This is a genomic window from Streptomyces sp. NPDC006512 (genome assembly GCF_040611935.1).
Taxonomy (GTDB): domain Bacteria; phylum Actinomycetota; class Actinomycetes; order Streptomycetales; family Streptomycetaceae; genus Streptomyces.
This window is the reverse complement of the sequence record NZ_JBEXPG010000008.1, coordinates 91,310-108,077: the sequence shown is the minus strand read 5'-3', so window position 1 is coordinate 108,077 and position 16,768 is coordinate 91,310. Positions and strand designations below refer to the sequence as shown.

The 16,768-nt window shown below is 72.9% G+C and carries 15 protein-coding genes; 7 read left to right on the top strand and 8 right to left on the bottom strand.

The window, feature by feature from the left end:
- Nucleotides 1-303 precede the first annotated feature (303 nt).
- The 3 genes from ABZZ17_RS08555 to ABZZ17_RS08545 all read left to right on the top strand — a co-directional run bounded on the left by ABZZ17_RS08555 (nucleotide 304) and on the right by ABZZ17_RS08545 (nucleotide 4,368).
- On the top strand, nucleotides 304-2,130 hold the full coding sequence (locus ABZZ17_RS08555) for an acyl-CoA dehydrogenase (protein WP_356873587.1): 1,827 nt from the start codon (nucleotides 304-306) through the stop codon (nucleotides 2,128-2,130).
- Nucleotides 2,131-2,242: 112 nt separating this feature from the next.
- Nucleotides 2,243-2,974, top strand: a complete 732-nt coding sequence (locus tag ABZZ17_RS08550) for a hypothetical protein (RefSeq protein ID WP_356873429.1) — start codon at nucleotides 2,243-2,245, stop codon at nucleotides 2,972-2,974.
- A gap of 101 nt (nucleotides 2,975-3,075) precedes the next feature.
- Nucleotides 3,076-4,368 carry a M18 family aminopeptidase gene (locus ABZZ17_RS08545; RefSeq protein WP_356873427.1) on the top strand — a complete coding sequence of 431 codons (1,293 nt, stop codon included), beginning with the start codon at nucleotides 3,076-3,078 and terminating at the stop codon, nucleotides 4,366-4,368.
- A 75-nt stretch (nucleotides 4,369-4,443) separates the two neighbouring features.
- Here the strand turns inward: ABZZ17_RS08545 and ABZZ17_RS08540 are convergent, their stop codons facing one another.
- Nucleotides 4,444-6,282 carry an NHL domain-containing thioredoxin family protein gene (locus ABZZ17_RS08540; RefSeq protein ID WP_356873425.1) on the bottom strand — a complete coding sequence of 613 codons (1,839 nt, stop codon included), beginning with the start codon at nucleotides 6,280-6,282 and terminating at the stop codon, nucleotides 4,444-4,446.
- Between the two features lie 135 nt (nucleotides 6,283-6,417).
- Here ABZZ17_RS08540 and ABZZ17_RS08535 point away from each other — a divergent pair, with 135 nt between their 5' ends.
- Nucleotides 6,418-7,614 carry an acyltransferase gene (locus tag ABZZ17_RS08535; RefSeq protein WP_356873423.1) on the top strand — a complete coding sequence of 399 codons (1,197 nt, stop codon included), beginning with the start codon at nucleotides 6,418-6,420 and terminating at the stop codon, nucleotides 7,612-7,614.
- Here the strand turns inward: ABZZ17_RS08535 and ABZZ17_RS08530 are convergent.
- Nucleotides 7,568-8,386 (bottom strand): hypothetical protein, encoded by an 819-nt coding sequence (locus ABZZ17_RS08530; protein WP_356873421.1) that lies wholly within the window; start codon nucleotides 8,384-8,386, stop codon nucleotides 7,568-7,570. The two genes, ABZZ17_RS08535 and ABZZ17_RS08530, sit on opposite strands and share 47 nt — an antisense overlap.
- 32 nt (nucleotides 8,387-8,418) lie before the next feature.
- Here ABZZ17_RS08530 and ABZZ17_RS08525 point away from each other — a divergent pair, with 32 nt between their 5' ends.
- On the top strand, nucleotides 8,419-8,943 hold the full coding sequence (locus tag ABZZ17_RS08525) for an LURP-one-related family protein (protein WP_356873419.1): 525 nt from the start codon (nucleotides 8,419-8,421) through the stop codon (nucleotides 8,941-8,943).
- 18 nt (nucleotides 8,944-8,961) lie between these two features.
- On the opposite strand, the gene ABZZ17_RS08520 is transcribed toward ABZZ17_RS08525, so the two are convergent.
- Entirely contained in the window at nucleotides 8,962-9,312 is a 351-nt protein-coding gene (locus ABZZ17_RS08520; RefSeq protein ID WP_356873417.1) for a hypothetical protein, read from the bottom strand.
- Nucleotides 9,309-10,109, bottom strand: a complete 801-nt coding sequence (locus tag ABZZ17_RS08515) for a carbon-nitrogen family hydrolase (RefSeq protein WP_356873415.1) — start codon at nucleotides 10,107-10,109, stop codon at nucleotides 9,309-9,311. The genes ABZZ17_RS08520 and ABZZ17_RS08515 overlap by 4 nt, the downstream gene beginning before the upstream one ends.
- A gap of 149 nt (nucleotides 10,110-10,258) precedes the next feature.
- On the opposite strand from ABZZ17_RS08515, the gene ABZZ17_RS08510 reads away from it, so the two are divergent.
- On the top strand, nucleotides 10,259-11,083 hold the full coding sequence (locus ABZZ17_RS08510) for a maleylpyruvate isomerase family mycothiol-dependent enzyme (RefSeq protein WP_356873413.1): 825 nt from the start codon (nucleotides 10,259-10,261) through the stop codon (nucleotides 11,081-11,083).
- Between the two features lie 48 nt (nucleotides 11,084-11,131).
- On the opposite strand, the gene ABZZ17_RS08505 is transcribed toward ABZZ17_RS08510, so the two are convergent.
- A complete protein-coding gene (locus tag ABZZ17_RS08505; RefSeq protein ID WP_356873411.1) occupies nucleotides 11,132-12,484 on the bottom strand; it encodes an MFS transporter in 1,353 nt (450 codons plus the stop codon).
- Nucleotides 12,481-13,143, bottom strand: a complete 663-nt coding sequence (locus tag ABZZ17_RS08500) for a GntR family transcriptional regulator (protein WP_356873409.1) — start codon at nucleotides 13,141-13,143, stop codon at nucleotides 12,481-12,483. The genes ABZZ17_RS08505 and ABZZ17_RS08500 overlap by 4 nt, the downstream gene beginning before the upstream one ends.
- 145 nt (nucleotides 13,144-13,288) lie before the next feature.
- Here ABZZ17_RS08500 and ABZZ17_RS08495 point away from each other — a divergent pair, with 145 nt between their 5' ends.
- The gene (locus ABZZ17_RS08495; protein ID WP_356873407.1) at nucleotides 13,289-14,479 is read left to right on the top strand and encodes a DUF418 domain-containing protein; all 1,191 of its coding nucleotides are present in this window, start codon (nucleotides 13,289-13,291) and stop codon (nucleotides 14,477-14,479) included.
- Here ABZZ17_RS08495 and ABZZ17_RS08490 read toward each other — a convergent pair.
- A complete protein-coding gene (locus ABZZ17_RS08490) occupies nucleotides 14,463-14,774 on the bottom strand; it encodes a protease inhibitor I42 family protein (protein ID WP_356873405.1) in 312 nt (103 codons plus the stop codon). The genes ABZZ17_RS08495 and ABZZ17_RS08490 overlap by 17 nt on opposite strands.
- A gap of 53 nt (nucleotides 14,775-14,827) precedes the next feature.
- Nucleotides 14,828-16,717, bottom strand: a complete 1,890-nt coding sequence (locus tag ABZZ17_RS08485) for a C1 family peptidase (protein ID WP_356873403.1) — start codon at nucleotides 16,715-16,717, stop codon at nucleotides 14,828-14,830.
- Between the last annotated feature and the right edge of the window lie 51 nt (nucleotides 16,718-16,768).

The following is a 16,768-nucleotide window of genomic DNA, read 5'->3' as shown; positions in this document are numbered from 1 at the left end:
CGGCCGGCGGCACGGCCGTCAGCGGGTCCCGTACCGGTCCTGCGCGTCGAGGACGCGCTCGGCGTCCCGCGCGGCCCGGCGCCCGCCGCCCGGGGGGTCCGGGCGGCGGGCGGGGCCCGGGCGGGCTCCGGGGACGACCTGCCGCGGGCCTGGACTTCCAGCGGCGCTCCGGTTCTCCTGGCTTGATGCTGGTCACAGTCGCCGGTCAAAGGGTTGCTCTTATTACCGACGGGTAGCATCATGTTGTTACCGAGTGGTATGCACGAGGAACCCGTCTCACCGAGCCTTAACGGAGCCGTCGCCATGGGGCACTACAAGTCGAATCTCCGCGACATCGAGTTCAACCTCTTCGAGGTGCTCGGCCGCGACAAGCTGTACGGCACCGGCCCGTTCGGCGAGATGGACACCGACACCGCGCGGACCATCCTCAGCGAGATGACCAAGCTCTCCGAGAACGAGCTGGCCGCCTCCTTCGAGGACGCCGACCGCAACCCGCCGGTCTTCGACCCGACCACGAACACCGCGCCCGTCCCGGCGTCCTTCAAGAAGAGCTACAAGGCCTTCATGGACTCCGAGTACTGGCGCCTGGGCCTGCCCGAGGAGATCGGCGGCACCACCTCGCCCCGCTCCCTCATCTGGGCGTTCGCGGAGACGATCCTCGGCGCGAACCCGGCCGTCTGGATGTACTCCTCCGGCCCGGCGTTCGCCGGCATCCTCTTCGAAGAGGGCAACGAGGCCCAGAAGAAGGTCGCCGAGATCGCGGTCGAGAAGCGCTGGGGCTCCACCATGGTCCTGACCGAGCCGGACGCCGGTTCGGACGTCGGCGCCGGCCGCACCAAGGCCGTCGAGCAGGCCGACGGCTCCTGGCACATCGAGGGCGTGAAGCGCTTCATCACCTCCGGTGAGCACGACATGGAGGAGAACATCCTCCACTACGTCCTCGCCCGCCCCGAGGGCCACGGCCCCGGCACCAAGGGCCTGTCCCTCTTCCTCGTCCCGAAGTTCCACTTCGACTGGGAGACCGGCGAGCTGGGCGAGCGCAACGGCGTCTACGCCACCAACGTCGAGCACAAGATGGGCCTCAAGGCCTCCAACACGTGCGAGATGACCTTCGGCGACCAGCACCCCGCCAAGGGCTGGCTGATCGGCGACAAGCACGACGGCATCCGCCAGATGTTCATGATCATCGAGTTCGCCCGGATGATGGTCGGCACGAAGGCCATCGCCACCCTCTCCACCGGCTACCTCAACGCGCTGGAGTACGCCAAGGAGCGCGTGCAGGGCCCGGACCTGGCCAACTTCATGGACAAGACCGCGCCCAAGGTCACCATCACGCACCACCCCGACGTGCGCCGCTCGCTCATGACGCAGAAGGCCTACGCCGAGGGCATGCGCGCCCTCGTGCTGTACACGGCCTCCGTCCAGGACGAGATCCAGGTCAAGCAGGCCGCCGGCGAGGACGCCTCCGCCGAGATCGGCCTCAACGACCTGCTCCTGCCGATCGTCAAGGGCTACGGCTCCGAGAAGTCCTACGAGCAGCTCGCCCAGTCGCTGCAGACCTTCGGTGGTTCCGGTTACCTCCAGGAATACCCGATCGAGCAGTACATCCGCGACGCCAAGATCGACACCCTCTACGAGGGCACCACGGCCATCCAGGGCCAGGACTTCTTCTTCCGGAAGATCGTCCGCGACCAGGGCGCCTCGCTGAACGTCCTCTCCGAGACGATCAAGAAGTTCCTCGCCGAGGCCGTCGGCGGCGACGACCTGGCCCCCGCCCGCGACGCCCTCGCCAAGGCCGCCGTGGACCTGGAGGCCATCGTCGGCCAGATGATCGTCGACCTCACCGCCACCGGCGAAGACGTCAAGAACATCTACAAGGTCGGCCAGAACACGACCCGCCTGCTGATGGCCTCCGGCGACGTCGTCGTCGGATACCTGCTGCTCAAGGGCGCGGCCGTGGCCTCCGAGAAGCTCGCGACCGCCTCCGCGAAGGACGTCCCCTTCTACCAGGGCAAGATCGCCGCCGCGAAGTTCTTCGCCTCCCAGGTGCTGCCGGGCGTCTCCGTCCAGCGCCAGCTGGCCGAGGTCGTCGACAACTCCCTCATGGACCTCGACGAGGCCGCCTTCTAAGGCACCGCGCCCCGCCGAAACCCTCGTACGCGGTGTACGTACGGACCGTGGCCGGACCCTCCCCAGGGGGGTCCGGCCACTGTTGTCGGCGGTTCGTGGGACGCTCGTAGGCATGAGTCCACAGGAGCAGCACGGCAGCAGGGGGTACTCCGTCCCGACCGGACGGCCGTACGCCCTCAAAGAGCTCCAGGCGAACGTGGGCGCCCTCGGCGACCGGGTCAAGGAGCTCTACGACGGCGCCCACCCCGCCGAGTACGACCCCGTGGCCGACGCCCTCTACGTCGCCTTCCAGACGGCCGCCGGCCTCGCCCCCGCCAAGAGCTACACCGGGTGCGCCGAACACCCCAACGGCGCGCTCGACCCCGAGGCACCCGAAGGCTGGGGCCGCTGCCTCATCTGCAACGACCGGCGCCGCCTCGGCCGCCGCCTCCAGGGCGCCCGCCCCAGCGGACCCGCCGCCGGCGAACAGCGCCGCCTGGGCTACCCCGTGCCCGACCCCCCGTACAGCCTCGACGTCCTGCGCCACTACCTGCGCACCATCGACGAGCAGCGCTTCCACCTCACCCTCGGCTCCGCCGACCAGGACTTCGTGCGCATCGCGGACGACCTCCACCGCGCGTTCATCGTGGCCCGGGAACTGTCCCGGCCGCGCAACGCGTCGGGGTGCTCCGAACACCCCGGCGCGCCGATCGACCCCGATGCTCCTCCCGGCGAGGCCTGTATCTTCTGCGCCGGACGCAAAAGACGCGCGCAGCGCCCCGCGCAGACCCCCGAGATGCTCCCGCGCATCCGCCGGGGCGAGCGCAGGCAGCTGCAGCGCAGATTCGAGCGTCCGCCGGGCTGATCGCGAAGGGACTGCGGGCCACACACGCCGCGCTCCTCGACCTTTCCGCTATCCGCCGCAGTCCGGCCATGGCGAACACGACCGTCGTTAAGGTGAACCACATGACCTCTCCCGCCCGCTTCGACCGCGGACACACCGACGATCTGATGACCTTCCTGACGGCCAGTCCGTCGCCGTACCACGCCGTGGCCAACGCGGCCGAGCGGCTGGAGAAGGCGGGCTTCAGGCAGTTGTCGGAATCGGATGCCTGGGATTCGGGCACGGGAGGCAGGTTCGTACTCCGCGGGGGTGCCCTCATCGCCTGGTACGTCCCCGAGGGCGCGGCGGCGCACACCCCCTTCCGGATCGTCGGCGCGCACACCGACTCCCCCAACCTGCGGGTCAAGCCGGTACCGGACACCGGATCCCAGGGCTGGCGGCAGGTCGCCGTCGAGATCTACGGCGGCACCCTGCTCAACACCTGGCTGGACCGGGACCTCGGCCTGGCGGGCCGGCTGACGCTGCGCGACGGCACCGAACGCCTCGTCAACATCGACCGCGCGCTGCTGCGCGTGCCCCAACTCGCCGTCCACCTCGACCGGTCGGTGAACACCGACGGCCTCAAGCTGGACAAGCAGCGGCACATGCAGCCGATCTGGGGTCTGGGCGACGCCCGCGAGGGCGACCTGATCGCCTTCCTTGAGGAGGAAGAGGGCCTGCCGCAGGGCTCGGTGGCCGGCTGGGACCTGATGGTCCATTCGATCGAGCCGCCCGCCTACCTGGGCCGTGACCGCGAACTCCTCGCCGGGCCGCGGATGGACAACCTGCTGTCGGTGCACGCGGGCGTCGCCGCCCTGGCCGCCGTCTCCTCCGCCGACCGGCTCGACCACATTCCGGTGCTGGCCGCCTTCGACCACGAGGAGAACGGCTCCCAGTCGGACACCGGCGCGGACGGCCCGCTCCTCGGCAACGTGCTGGAACGTTCAGTCTTCGCACGCGGCGGCTCCTACGAGGACCGCGCCCGGTCCTTCGCGGGCACCATCTGCCTGTCCTCGGACACCGGCCACGCCGTCCACCCCAACTACGCGGAGCGGCACGACCCTTCGCACCACCCCCGCGCCAACGGCGGCCCGATCCTCAAGGTCAACGTCAACCAGCGGTACGCGACGGACGGCAGCGGCCGCGCGGTGTTCGCCGGCGCCTGCGAGCGGGCCGGCGTGCCGTGGCAGACGTTCGTCTCCAACAACTCGATGCCGTGCGGCACGACGATCGGCCCGATCACGGCCGCCCGCCACGGCATCCAGACCGTGGACATCGGCGTGGCCATCCTCTCCATGCACAGCGCCCGCGAACTCTGCGGCGCGGACGACCCGTACCTCCTCGCGAACGCCCTCCTGGCCTTCCTGGAGGGCTGACGTACCGGCCGGCCGACAGGAAAGGGCCCCGCACCGGCGTACGGCCGGTGCGGGGCCCTTCCTCGTCTCACGGCACTAGCGGTCGTCCAGGCCCGCGAGGACCAGCGGGAGGCGGGTCGCGCCCTCCGGGGTGAGGCGGACCGGGACCCCCCAGTCCTGCTGGTGGACGTGACAGGCCGGGTACTCGTTGGCCGGGTCGTCGTCGCAGGACGCGGCCATCGCCGAGACGTGCAGGACGCCCTCGGAGACCTCCGGGTTCAGCACCAGGTCCCGGGACAGGTCCGTGCCCTGGCCCTCGCCCTCCGCGAGGAGTTCCGGCGGGGTCGAGGAGACCAGCAGCCGGGTGGAGGGGCCGTAGCGGGTGTCCAGCTTCTGGCCGGCCGGAGCCTGGAACACCACGTCGAGGCGCAGCGTGCCGGCGGCGACCTCGGTGGCGGCCCGCTGGGTGCGGTGGGCGACCGCGTCGACCCGTACGGCCTCCTCGGGGAGCCGCAGCCGGGTCAGCCGGTGCCGGGCGGACTCCACGACCACGATGTCCTCGCCGACGAGCACGGCGTCGCTGGGTTCGCGCAGGTCGGTGGCCAGCGTCGAGACCTGCCCGGTGGCGGGGTCGTAGCGGCGCAGCGCGTGGTTGTAGGTGTCGCTGACCGCGACGGAGCCGTCCGGCAGGGCGGTCACGCCGAGCGGGTGCTGGAGCAGGGCCTGGGCGGCGTCGCCGTCCCGGTGGCCGAAGTCGAACAGGCCGCTGCCGACGGCGGAGACGATCGCGTACCCGTCCGGGCCCGCTTCGACGTAGCGCAGGGCGCTGGTCTCGGAGTCGGCGATCCACAGCCGGTCCCCGGCGGCCGCGAGCCCGGACGGCTGGGCGAACCAGGCCTCGGCGGCCGGTCCGTCGACGAGGCCCTCGTTGGTCGTCCCTGCCGCCACCTCGACGGCCCCGGCCTCGGGGTCCCAGGTCCACAGCTGGTGCACGCCGGCCATGGCGATCCACACCTTGCCCTGCCACCAGGCCACGTCCCAGGGGGAGGAGAGGTCGACCTCCAGGGCCGGGCCGGAGGTCGGCGAGCCCTGCCACCACTGGCGGCCGGTGCCGGCGACGGTTTCGACGGACCCGGAGACCGGGTCGAAGACGCGCAGCGCGTGGTTGACGGTGTCGGCGACGACGACCCGGCCGTCGGGCAGCAGCGCCAGCCCCTGCGGCTCGCTGAAGCTCTCGGCGGTGAACCCGCGCGAGCCGCTGCCGACGCGGCGCACCACGCTCTCCCCGTCCGGGGCGAGCTCCACCAGCTGGTGCCGGGTGGAGTCCGACACCAGGAGGTTCCCCGAGGGCAGCAGGAGGGCCTTGCCGGGGAAGCGCAGGTCGGTCGCGACCGGCTCGGGCGCCACGTAGGGCCCGTCACCGCGCCGCAGGGTCCCCTTGGCCTCGTGCTCGGCCTCCAGCTCCGCGACGAGCCGCTCGATGGCGTGCGCGTGGCCCTCGCCGGCGTGCTGGGCGACGATGTAGCCCTCGGGGTCGATGACGACGAGCGTGGGCCAGGCCCGCACGGCGTACTGCTTCCAGGTGGCGAGCTCGGGGTCGTCCAGCACCGGGTGGTGGACCCCGTACCGCTCGACGGCGTCGACGACGGCCGCGTGCTCGGCCTCGTGGACGAACTTCGGCGAGTGCACGCCGACGATCACCACGGTGTCGCGGTGCTTCTCCTCCAGCTCGCGCAGCTCGTCGAGGACGTGCAGGCAGTTGATGCAGCAGAAGGTCCAGAAGTCGAGGATCAGGATGCGTCCCCGGAAGTCGGCGAGGGTGAGTTCCTTGCCCCCGGTGTTCAGCCAGCCGCCCTTGCCGGTGAGCTCGGGGGCACGGACACGGGCACGTCGGGGCGCGGGCGCGGGGGTGGGCGCCGGGGCAGCATCGTTCATGCTTCAAGCTTGCCATCCGGGCGTGAACCGCCCGTCACGGCCGTGCGACGAGGTGCGCGCATCCCGGCCACACGGACGGTGACGGGATGGTTGCGAACGCAATGCGGAAGGAACATGCGTGCTAGGTTGCCGCGCGTGTCGACCACAGATCTCATAGCCGGGCCCGGGGCGCGGGGTACCGAAACGGAAAGCGCGGCGGCCGGGGTGCGGGGCGGGCGGCCGGTGGCGCTGCCCTCGCTGACCGGGCTCCGCTGGACCGCCGCCCTGATGGTGTTCTTCTACCACGTGCACATCGTCGAGTACTTCGGCGGACGCGCGAACGACCTGGTCACCTTCGCCTTCGGCGTCGGCAGCACCGGGGTCTCGTTCTTCTTCGTGCTGTCCGGTTTCGTGCTCGCCTGGTCGACCGCGGCGGCGCCCGTGGGCCGCGGGATCGTGCGGTTCTGGCGGCGCCGGTTCGCCCGCGTGTACCCGCTGCACCTGGTCACCGTGGGGCTCGCGCTGGCGCTGGCCGTGTTCCTGGCGCCGGGCACGATGCCGCAGGCGGGGCCGCTCGCGGCGAACCTGCTGCTCGTCCAGTCCTGGGTGCCGGAGGTGCCGTACTTCCAGGGCCTGAACCCCGTCAGCTGGTCCCTGGCCTGCGAGGCGTTCTTCTACTTCCTCTTCCCGCTGCTGATCTGGCCGCTGCGGCGCCTCGGCTGGCGCTCCGCCGCGGCCCTCGCCGCGCTCAGCCTGGCCGTGGTGGTGGCGGTCCCCACGGTGATGGAGCTGACCGACGTCCCCGACGGCACCATCTGGCGGGACTTCTTCTTCCCGCTCCTGCGGCTCCCCGAGTTCCTCCTCGGCATCGCCCTGGCCGAGCTGGTGCGCTCCGGCCGCTGGCGCGGCCCGGGCCTGACGGTGTCCCTCGCGCTGACCATGGGCGGCTACTTCCTCAGCTACCAGGCCGACTACGGCTACCGCACCACCGCCTGCACCATCGTCGGCTTCGCCGCGCTGATCGCGGCCGCCGCGCAGGCCGACCTGCGGGGCGAGCCCTCGCCCTGGCGGGGCCGGATCAGCGTGAAGCTCGGCGAGGTCTCTTTCGCCTTCTACATGGTCCACATCCTGGTGATCAGGGCGGGCGAGTACCTCTTCGGCGGACACCCGAAGCTGCCGATGTGGTCGGGAGGGCTGCTGGTCCTGGGCGCGGCCTTCTCCGTGTCCCTGGCCCTCGCGTGGGCCCTGCACACCTGGATCGAGGTCCCCGGGCGCCGGCTGCTGCTGCGGCCCTGGCGGCGCGGTTCTACGGAGCGTCCGGAGCCGACTCCAGGAACGACCGCAGCGAGCTGACGAGGGCCGACACGAACGCCTCCCGGACCGGCTCCGGGAGCAGGTCCAGGGACAGGTACGGGTTCAGGTCCTCCAGCTCGACCAGGAGCAGCTCACCGGAGGGCGCCCGGCAGGCGTCCACGCGCTGGATGCCGTGCGCGAGGGTGTTCCAGGCGATGAAGCGGCGCGCGAAGGCCAGGTCGTCGGCGGTCGGCGCGTAGGGCTCCAGTTCCCAGCGGCGTGCCGGGTCGGGGGCGTACAGGGCGTACTGGAAGGCGTCGTCGACGAAGTAGAAGGACACCTCGTACGCGAAGTCGATCCGCGGCTGGACCAGGACCTCGCCGGCCGGGCCGGCCGGGTCGGCGGTGAAGGTGAGGCCGATGGAGTCGGCGCCCTGCTTGGGCTTGACCGCGTACAGGGGCACCTCGGGCAGCAGGTGCAGGTCGGCCGGGTCGTCGATCGTGGGGATCACGGGGTATCCGGCGGTCGTGAGGTCGATCAGGTACTGCTTGCCGGCCATGTCGCCGCGGCCGTGGAGCGGGTTGTAGACGCGGGTGCCGGTGGCGAGCGCGGCCGTGCGGAAGGCGTCGTAGGCCTGCTGGTAGTGCAGGACCGGGCCGCTGTTGCGGACGACGACGGCGTCGAAGCCGCCCATCAGGGCCGCCGCGTCCAGCGGGTGGCACAGGGCGAGGGGGAAGTGCTCGCGGAGCCGGGAGGTGAGGAATATGTCCTCGTCGCCGTAGCGGCGGCCGCGCGCCGGGTACGCCAGGTCGGTCACGTAGAGGAGAGGCATGACGGCAACCTATCGCGGGCAGCGATCACCGCATGAAATACCTCGTTCGGGACAAACTGCTGGCCATCGGGGACGACTACTGGATCGAGGACGAGGACGGCCGGCACGCCTTCCTCGTCGACGGGAAGGCGCTGCGCCTGCGCGACACGCTGGAGCTCAAGGATCCGGACGGGCGGATCCTGATCACCCTGCGGGAGAAGGCGTTCTCCCTCCGCGACGCGATGACGCTGGAGCGCGACGAGCGGCGGCTCGCGGTCATCCGCCGCAAGCGGCTCTCGCTGCTGCGCGACCACTACCGGGTGACCCTGGTCGAGGGCACGGAACTCGACGTCAGCGGCCGGATCCGGGAGCGCGAGTTCAAGATCGAGTACGCGGGGGAGCTGCTCGCGCTGGTCTCGCGCCAGTGGTACCGGATCCGCGATACCTACGCCGTCGACGTGATCCGGGAGGACGCGGACGCGGCGCTGCTGATCGCGGTCGCCGTGTGCGTGATCCGGATGTCGGAGAAGGAGTCCGAGAAGGAGGGGGAGGGGGAGGCCGCCGGTGGCGCCGCCTGACGCCGTCGGCGGCCGCGCCTACGGGGCCTCGTCGGCCCCTTCTTCCTCTTCCTCGGGCCCGTCGCCCGCGCCTTCGTCGTGGTGGGCGCGGGCCGCGAGCTGGCCCTGCGCGAAGGGGTCGGAGCCCGGGGCGTACGGGCCGCCGTGGGCCTCCAGGTGCTCGGTGATGCGCTGCCACTCCGCCACGACGGCCGGGTCGGCGCCCGCCCCGCGGGCCGCCTCCAGGGACTCGACGGCCTCGTGGTGCGCCATGCCGGTGGCTTCCGCGCGCACCCGGTCCCGCGCCGTCCGCTCGCCGGGGGCGGGGTCGTGCGGTACGTGCGCCGCCTCGACGGCCTTCTCCTGCGCCCGCTCGTCGGCCGTGCTCACCGCTCGCCTCCCGGGGTCCGGACGCCCAGCGCCCGGTCCTTCAGCGCCGGGAACTGCTCGCGGGTCTCGGCGACCTTCGCCGGGTCGAGGTCCACCGTGAGGACGGCCTCGCCCGGCCCCGCCTCGGCCAGCACCTCGCCCCACGGGTCGACGACCAGGCTGTGCCCGGACTGCTCGACGCCCGCGTGCGTGCCCGCCAGCGCGCAGGCGAGGACGTACGACTGGTCCTCCACGGCCCGCGCCCGGTTCAGCAGGGTCCAGTGGGACCGGCGGCGGGCCGGCCAGCCCGCGGCGACGACCATCGTCGTCGCTCCGGCGTCGACCAGGCCCCGGAACAGCTCCGGGAACCGCAGGTCGTAGCAAGTGGCGATGCCGAGGGTCTGCTCCGGCAGGGTCACCGTGGTCAGGGAGGTGCCGGCGGACATCAGGACGGCCTCGCCCTGGTCGAAGCCGAAGCGGTGGATCTTGCGGTAGGTCGCGGCGAGCTCGCCGGTCGGGGAGAGGGTCAGGGCGGTGTTGTAGAGGGAGCCGTCGCCCGCGCGCTCCACGACCGAACCGGCGTGCAGCCAGACGCCGGCGTCCCGCGCCGCCTTGGACATGGCCTCGTAGGTGGGGCCGTCCAGCGGTTCCGCCTCGGTCTCGAACTGCTCGTAGGCGAAGGCGCCCACGGTCCACAGTTCGGGCAGCACGACGAGATCGGAACCCGCCTGTTCCCGTACGAGTTCGGCCACCCGGGACCGCCGGGAAGCCACCGACTCCCCCTCATTCACCGCGATTTGGATCAGCGAGGCGCGCACAGTACCACCGTCCTGGCTTGTCAGCCGTCGACTCAGGCCTACGATCGTCACACGAAAGCACTGCCGGGGTGCTCACCGGCGGCGTAGTTTTGGGCACAGTCCACAACGCGCCACTGAACGCGCCACTGAACAGCACGCGAGGGGTCCCGTTGACCGTCCATCCCAGCCTTCAGCCCTATGCCGACGCGTGGACGCATTCCATCGAGGCGATATCCGAGCTGGTCCTCCCGCTGCCCGAGGCCGACTGGAACCGGGCGACGCCCTGCCCCGGCTGGTCCGTCCGTGACGTGGTGTCACACATCATCGGGATCGAGTGCGAGCAGCTCGGCGATCCCCGGCCGATCCACACCCTGCCGCGCGATCTGCGGCACGTGGTGGACGAGTTCACCCGGTACATGGAAGTGCAGGTTGACGTCCGCCGGCACCACACCGCTCCCGAGATGACCTCGGAGCTGGAGTACACGGTCATCCGGCGGGCGCGCCAGCTGCGGAACGAGAAGCGGGATCCGGCCACGATGGTGCGCGGGCCGCTGGGCGACCAGGTGACGCTGGAGCACGCGCTGCGGCTGCGCGCCTTCGACGTGTGGATCCACGAGCAGGACCTGCGGGCCGCGCTGGGCGTGCCGGGGAACTGGGACTCCCCGGGCGCGTACGTGGCCCGGGACATCCTGCTGTCCGGGCTGCCGAAGGTGGTCGCGAAGGGGGCGGGCGCGCCCGCGAACTCGGCGGTGGTCGTGGACGTGCACGGGCCCCTGGAGTTCATGCGGACCGTACGGGTGGACGCGGCGGGCCGGGGCACGCTGGACAAGTCCCCCTCGCTCGGCCCGGCGGTGACGCTCACCCTGGACTGGGAGACGTACGTACGCCTCGCCGCGGGCCGGGTGCGGCCGCGCACGGTCGCCGACCGGGTGAAGGCGGAGGGCGACCAGGAGCTGGCGCAGGCCATCCTGGCGGCGTTCTCCGTGACCCCGTAGGGCCCCGCCGCGCGACGGCGTCGGGCCCCGCGCGTCAGACCCCGCGCGTCAGACCCCGGCGGCGGCCGGGGGTGGGGCCGGATCCCCGGCGGGGACCGCGGTCGGTGCGGCCGGTGCGGCCGGTGCGGAAGCCGTCGCGCGGGAGCGTTCCCGGGCGAGCGCGCGCCCGCGCAGCCGCAGGATCTGGGTAGTGCCCAGAAGCTGTAGGACGAAGACCGAGGAGAAGGCGATCCGGTAGTCGTCCCCGGTGGCGTCGAGCAGGACGCCCACCGCGAGCAGGGTGGTCATCGAGGCGAGGAAGCCGCCCATGTTGGTGATGCCGGAGGCGGTGCCCTGCCGTTCGGCGGGGTTGGCGGGCCGCGCGAAGTCGAAGCCGATCATCGAGGCCGGTCCGCAGGTCCCGAGGACCACGCAGAGGGTGACGAGGAGCCACATCGGCCCCCGGTCCCCCGGGTGGAGGAGGACGGCGGCCCACAGCACGGCGGTGACGGCGACGGTGGTGAGGGCCAGCGGGATCCGGGCGGCCTGGCGGCGGCCGACGACCTGCCCGTAGACCAGCCCGAAGCCCATGTTCGAGGCCACGATCAGGGTCAGCAGCCCGCCCGCGGCGGTCCGCGTCAGCCCCTGCGCCTCGACGAGGAAGGGCATCCCCCACAGCAGCAGGAACACCATCGCGGGGAACTGGGTGGTGAAGTGCACCCACAGCCCGAGCTTCGTACCGGGTTCCCGCCAGGAGTCGGCGATCTGACGGCGTACGAACCCGCCGGAGGCCCCGCGCGCGACGGGCGCGGTCCCGTACCCCTCGGGGTGGTCCTTCAGGAACAGGACGAGCGGCACCAGCACCACCAGCCCGGCGACGGCGCTGCCCGCGAAGGCCGGCACCCAGCCGACGCCGTGCAGGACGGGTGCCAGGACCAGGGTGGACACGAGGTTGCCGGCCATGCCCACCAGCCCGGCCAGCTGGGCCATCAGCGGCCCGCGCCGGGCCGGGAACCAGCGGGTGCCGAGCCGCAGCACGGAGATGAAGGTCATCGCGTCACCGCAGCCCAGCAGGGCGCGGGCGGCCAGCGCCATGCCGTACGAGGGCGAGAGGGCGAAGCCGATCTGCCCGGCGGTGAAGAGCACGGCGCCCAGCGTGAGCACCTTCTTGGTGCCGAGGCGGTCCACCATCAGGCCGACGGGTATCTGCATGCCCGCGTAGACCAGGAGCTGGAGCAGGGAGAAGGTGGCCAGCGCGGAGGCGTTGACCTGGAAGCGGTCGGCGGCGTCGAGTCCGGCGACGCCCAGGCTGGTCCGGAAGATGACGGCGACGAAGTACACGGCGACGCCGATCGACCAGACGGCGACGGCCCGCCGCCCGCCGGGCGGGTCCAAGGGCGCGGAGCCCGCGGCGGCGCTCAACGGCCCGCCCCCCGCACCAGCGCCTCGACCCGGCCGACGTGCCCGCGCACCGCGGCGGCGGCCGCCTCCACGTCCCCGGCGCGCAGCGCGTCGAGGATCTCGGCGTGCTCGGCGAGGGTGCGCTCCACCCGGTCGGGGTGCGCGTGCAGCAGTGCCACGCCCATCCGCAGCTGCCGGTCGCGGAGCTGGTCGTAGAGGCGGGACAGGATCTGGTTGCCGGCGTGGCGCACGATCTCGGCGTGGAAGCAGCGGTCGGCGGTCATCATCGCGGCGATGTCGCCGTCGGCGGCGTGCCGTCGCTGCTCCGCGAGCAGGGCGGCGAGCCGCTCCAGCAGGGCGGGCGGGGCGGGCACGGCCCTGCGCACGGTGAACTCCTCGACCAGCAGCCGGGTTTCGATGACGTCGGCGATCTCCTGCGCGGAGACCGGCAGCACCAGCGCGCCCTTCTTCGGGTACAGCTTCAGCAGGCCCTCGGTCTCCAGCCGCAGCAGCGCCTCGCGCACCGGGGTGCGGGACACCCCGACGGCCTCGGCGACCTCGCCCTCGGTGAGCAGGACCCCGCCCTCGTAGCGGCGTTCCAGCACCCCCTGCTTGACGTGCCGGTACACGCGGTCGGCGGCGGTCACGGCGGGGGAGAGGGGCGAGGCGGCGGTCGGCATGGGCACAGCTTAGATACAACAGGGGTGCAAGCCGGGCACCGTCCGGGATGTGGACGGCGCCGGCCGCCGTGTGCATCGAAGGATGTACCGCGCGTTCGTCCACCGGCAGGACGTACGCCGCCCCGCACGCCGGGACGCTGGAGCCATGGCCGAAACACTGCTCGCCCCCGCGCCGCCCCGGACCGCCCGGCTGCCCCTCCTCGACGTCCTGCGCGGCGCCGCCATCCTCGGCACGCTCATGACCAACGTCTGGATCTTCTCCTCGCCCGGATCCGAGTGGGGCGTCCTCCAGGGCGGCCTCGGCTCCGGCGACCTGCTCGCGGACCCCTCCCCGGCCCACGTCGCCGCGACCGTGTTCCGGGCCCTCGCCGACGGCAAGTTCCTGTCCCTGCTGACCGTCCTGTTCGGGGTGGGCCTGGCCATCCAGTACGACTCCGCCGCCCGCCGCGGCGACCCCTGGCCCGGCCGCTACTGGCGCCGCGCCGCCTTCCTCTTCGTGGAGGGCACCGTCCACTTCCTGCTGGTCTTCGCCTGGGACGTGCTGATGGGGTACGCGGTCACCGCCCTCCTCGTCGCCTGGCTGCTGGCCCGCTCCGAGAAGGTCCGGCGCCGGGCCATGTGGACGGCCGGCGCCCTGCACCTGGTCCTGCTCTCGCTGCTGACCCTCGCCCTGGCCGCCGAGTCCGGTTCCTCCGGCACCGGGCCCACCGGCCCGGACCCGGACGCCGTCGCCCTGTACGCCGACGGGAGCTACCCCGCCCAGGTCCTCTTCCGGCTGGAGAACGCGGCCGCCCTGCGCATCGAGCCCGTCTTCTCCTTCGGGCTGCTGGTGTTCCTCTTCCTGTTCGGCGTCCGGCTCCACCGCGCCGGCGCCTTCACCGCCACCGCCGCCGGCCGCCGCATCCGGGCCCGGATGGCCGCCTGGGGCCTCGGCCTGGGCCTGCCGCTGACCGCCGCGGCCACCCTCGCCGGCGACGAGCTCTTCGCCCTGAACCGCTACGGCATCGCCCCGCTCGTCGCCGTCGGCTACATCGGCCTCATCGGCATCGCCCTCGACCGGCTGTGGCTGCCGGATCCGCTGGTCACCGCCCTCGGCTCGGTCGGCCGGACCGCCCTGTCCTGCTACGTCGCCCAGAACGCGCTGTGCGTACTGCTCTGCTACGGCTTCGGGCTGGGCCTGGCCACCCGCTTCGCCGGCACCGGGCCCTGGTGGGTGATGGGCCTGTGGGCGGCCGTGAGCCTGGTCCTGGCCGCCGGGTCGTGGCTGTGGCTGCGCCGCTTCGCCCGGGGTCCGCTGGAGACCGTGCAGCACCGGGTGCTCAGCGCCCGCCGGTGACGGTGACCTCCAAGAGGAACTCGTCGTACGGGGCCTCCTCCGGGTACGGGGGCCGGACCTGGGCGAAGCGGATCCGGGCCCGGCCCCCGCGCCCGCCGGCCCGGACCAGGTACGCCCGCTCCACCACCGCGCCGGGCACCGGCTCCGGCCGCGCCGGGCCGTCGGCCTCCGACACGGCGACCGCGTCCTCGTCGCCCGTCACCCGCCAGGTCCACACGTACCCGCGCGCCCCGCGGCCGGTCAGCCGCAGCGTGTACGACTCCCCGGGGCCGAGCACGATCGCGCGCACCTCCACGGCACACTCCTCCCACGGCGCCCGGGCCCGGGGGCGCCGGGACCCCGGGGTGCTCAGGCCGGGCCGATGACCTGCCCCTCGTGCCAGCCCGAACCGTCCCGCCAGTAGTGCTGGAGCAGGCGGTCGGTCCGCAGCACGACGACTTCCAGGTTGAACCCGAAACTGCCCTGGAGCATCCCGGTGACGGCCAGCACGTCGTGCCCGAAGACCGCGCCCCGGGCCCAGCCCGCACCCGACGCGTTGCCCCGCCACCAGTGCTCCACCCGCCCGTCGGCCCGGGCCGCGCACAGCTCGTAGTTCCCGGCGGTGTCCTCGTCCGCGGCCCCGTGCTGGGCCTCGACCAGGCAGGGCGCGGAGGTGATGCCGCCGCCGAAGACCTCGCCCGGACGCCAGGTGAAACCGTTCGGGTCGTCCCGCCACCACAGCTGCATCCGGCCGTCGGCGCGGGCGGCCACGAGGTCCAGGCGGCGGGCGCGGGTCTGGACCAGGGCGGGCCCGTAGTGGGCGATGCCGGAGGCGAAACGGCCGCCGTCGTTCCACGTCCAGGGGGCGCCGTTGATCCGCCACCAGTGGTTCAGCCGGCCGTCGGCGGTCCGGACGACCACCTCGAAGTTCCCCGGCTTGCCGTAGTCGCTCTGGATGAACGCCGGGGTCGAGCCGACGGCCGCGTCGCCCGGGCCGAAGGCACCGCCGTCGCGCCAGACCCGGACGGCCTGCTCGAAGTACCAGTGGCGCAGCCGGCCGCCGGTGGTGACGTGGAGGGACTCCATGTTCCGGTTGTAGGTGGTGCCGGTGAAGGCGGGCTGGCCCGAGGCGTCGTGCGCGTAGGTCTCCGCCCGGGACCAGGCGAAGGGCGCGTCGCCGTCGCGCCACCAGTGCCGCAGCCGGCCCCCGCCCGCGGTGGCGGACATCTCGAAGTTGCGGTGGGCGCGGCCGTTGCCGCTCTCGTAGACGCTGCCCGCGTGCAGACGGCGCTTGCTCCAGGGGTCGATGTTCGTGCCGCGCAGGCCGTACTTGGCCCAGTGGTCGACGTTCGCCTCGCCGTACGCGATCCGGCCGTAGCCGCCGACGTGGTGGCCCGTCCCCCAGGAGTTGCGGAACAGCCAGCAGCCCGCCGCGTCGTCGTAGCCCACGACCAGCACGCAGTGGCCGCCCGCCCGCCGGTCGCTGGTGCGGTGGTAGACCCCGGCGCCGAGCCCGAAGAAGTCGTCGTACACGTCGAAGCAGGCGGTGAGCGGCCCGACCGCGTCCAGCCAGGCCTTCTGCTGCTCGACGTCACCCAGCCGCACGTAGTCGGTGATCCGCACGGTCCGCCCCGACCGGTCCCAGCTCGGCGTGTACTCGGCCCGCCAGGCGTCCCGCCGCTCGGCGGGCAGCCCCGGGGGCGGGGTGCCGTACGGCCAGCAGTCCGGGTCCGCGAGGCCTCCGTTCGTCTTGATCCAGTCCAGGGCGGTCTCCGGGTCGCCGCCCTGCCCGCAGGCCGTCTTCAGCCCGTCGTGGACGTCCCCCTCGGACCGCTCGGCCCACACCCCGTGCTCGATCCGGGCCATCGACTCCACGAGGGCGGTCGCCCCGAACACCCAGGAGGACGCGCACGGGTTCTGGTCCTTGACCCGGGTGAGCCACGGCACGCCCCAGCGGACGCGCCAGTCCACGGCGACGGGCCGCCCGGCGCCCGCGCCCGCCCGCGCCCCCGGCAGCAGTTCGTGCGCGGCCCTGCGCCGGGTGAGGTCCGGATTGCCGCTCGCGTGCCCGACGAGGGCCCGCAGGTCGACGGGGCCCGCCTCGGCCGCGGGCGTCAGCTTCGCCCCCGGCTCCAGACCGAGCGAGGGCCTCGGCACGGGGTCGCCGTCCGCAAGGTGCTCGCTGACGGACCACCTCGCCCCGTACGCCACGAGCTGCGCCCGCAGCTCCCCCGCGGTCTGGACGGACTCCTGCGGCATGACGGCCCCCCGGCTGCAACCGTGTCGATGCGAGACCCCTGAACGTCTCCC

Excerpts from the sequence above, each read along its gene's own strand:
- ABZZ17_RS08555 (WP_356873587.1), top strand. The coding sequence starts at position 304 with ATGGGGCACTACAAGTCGAATCTCCGCGACATCGAGTTCAACCTCTTC.
- ABZZ17_RS08550 (WP_356873429.1), top strand. The coding sequence starts at position 2,243 with ATGAGTCCACAGGAGCAGCACGGCAGCAGGGGGTACTCCGTCCCGACC.
- ABZZ17_RS08545 (WP_356873427.1), top strand. The coding sequence starts at position 3,076 with ATGACCTCTCCCGCCCGCTTCGACCGCGGACACACCGACGATCTGATG.
- ABZZ17_RS08540 (WP_356873425.1), bottom strand. The coding sequence starts at position 6,282 with ATGAACGATGCTGCCCCGGCGCCCACCCCCGCGCCCGCGCCCCGACGT.
- ABZZ17_RS08530 (WP_356873421.1), bottom strand. The coding sequence starts at position 8,386 with ATGCCTCTCCTCTACGTGACCGACCTGGCGTACCCGGCGCGCGGCCGC.
- ABZZ17_RS08525 (WP_356873419.1), top strand. The coding sequence starts at position 8,419 with ATGAAATACCTCGTTCGGGACAAACTGCTGGCCATCGGGGACGACTAC.
- ABZZ17_RS08500 (WP_356873409.1), bottom strand. The coding sequence starts at position 13,143 with ATGCCGACCGCCGCCTCGCCCCTCTCCCCCGCCGTGACCGCCGCCGAC.
- ABZZ17_RS08495 (WP_356873407.1), top strand. The coding sequence starts at position 13,289 with ATGGCCGAAACACTGCTCGCCCCCGCGCCGCCCCGGACCGCCCGGCTG.
- ABZZ17_RS08485 (WP_356873403.1), bottom strand. The coding sequence starts at position 16,717 with ATGCCGCAGGAGTCCGTCCAGACCGCGGGGGAGCTGCGGGCGCAGCTC.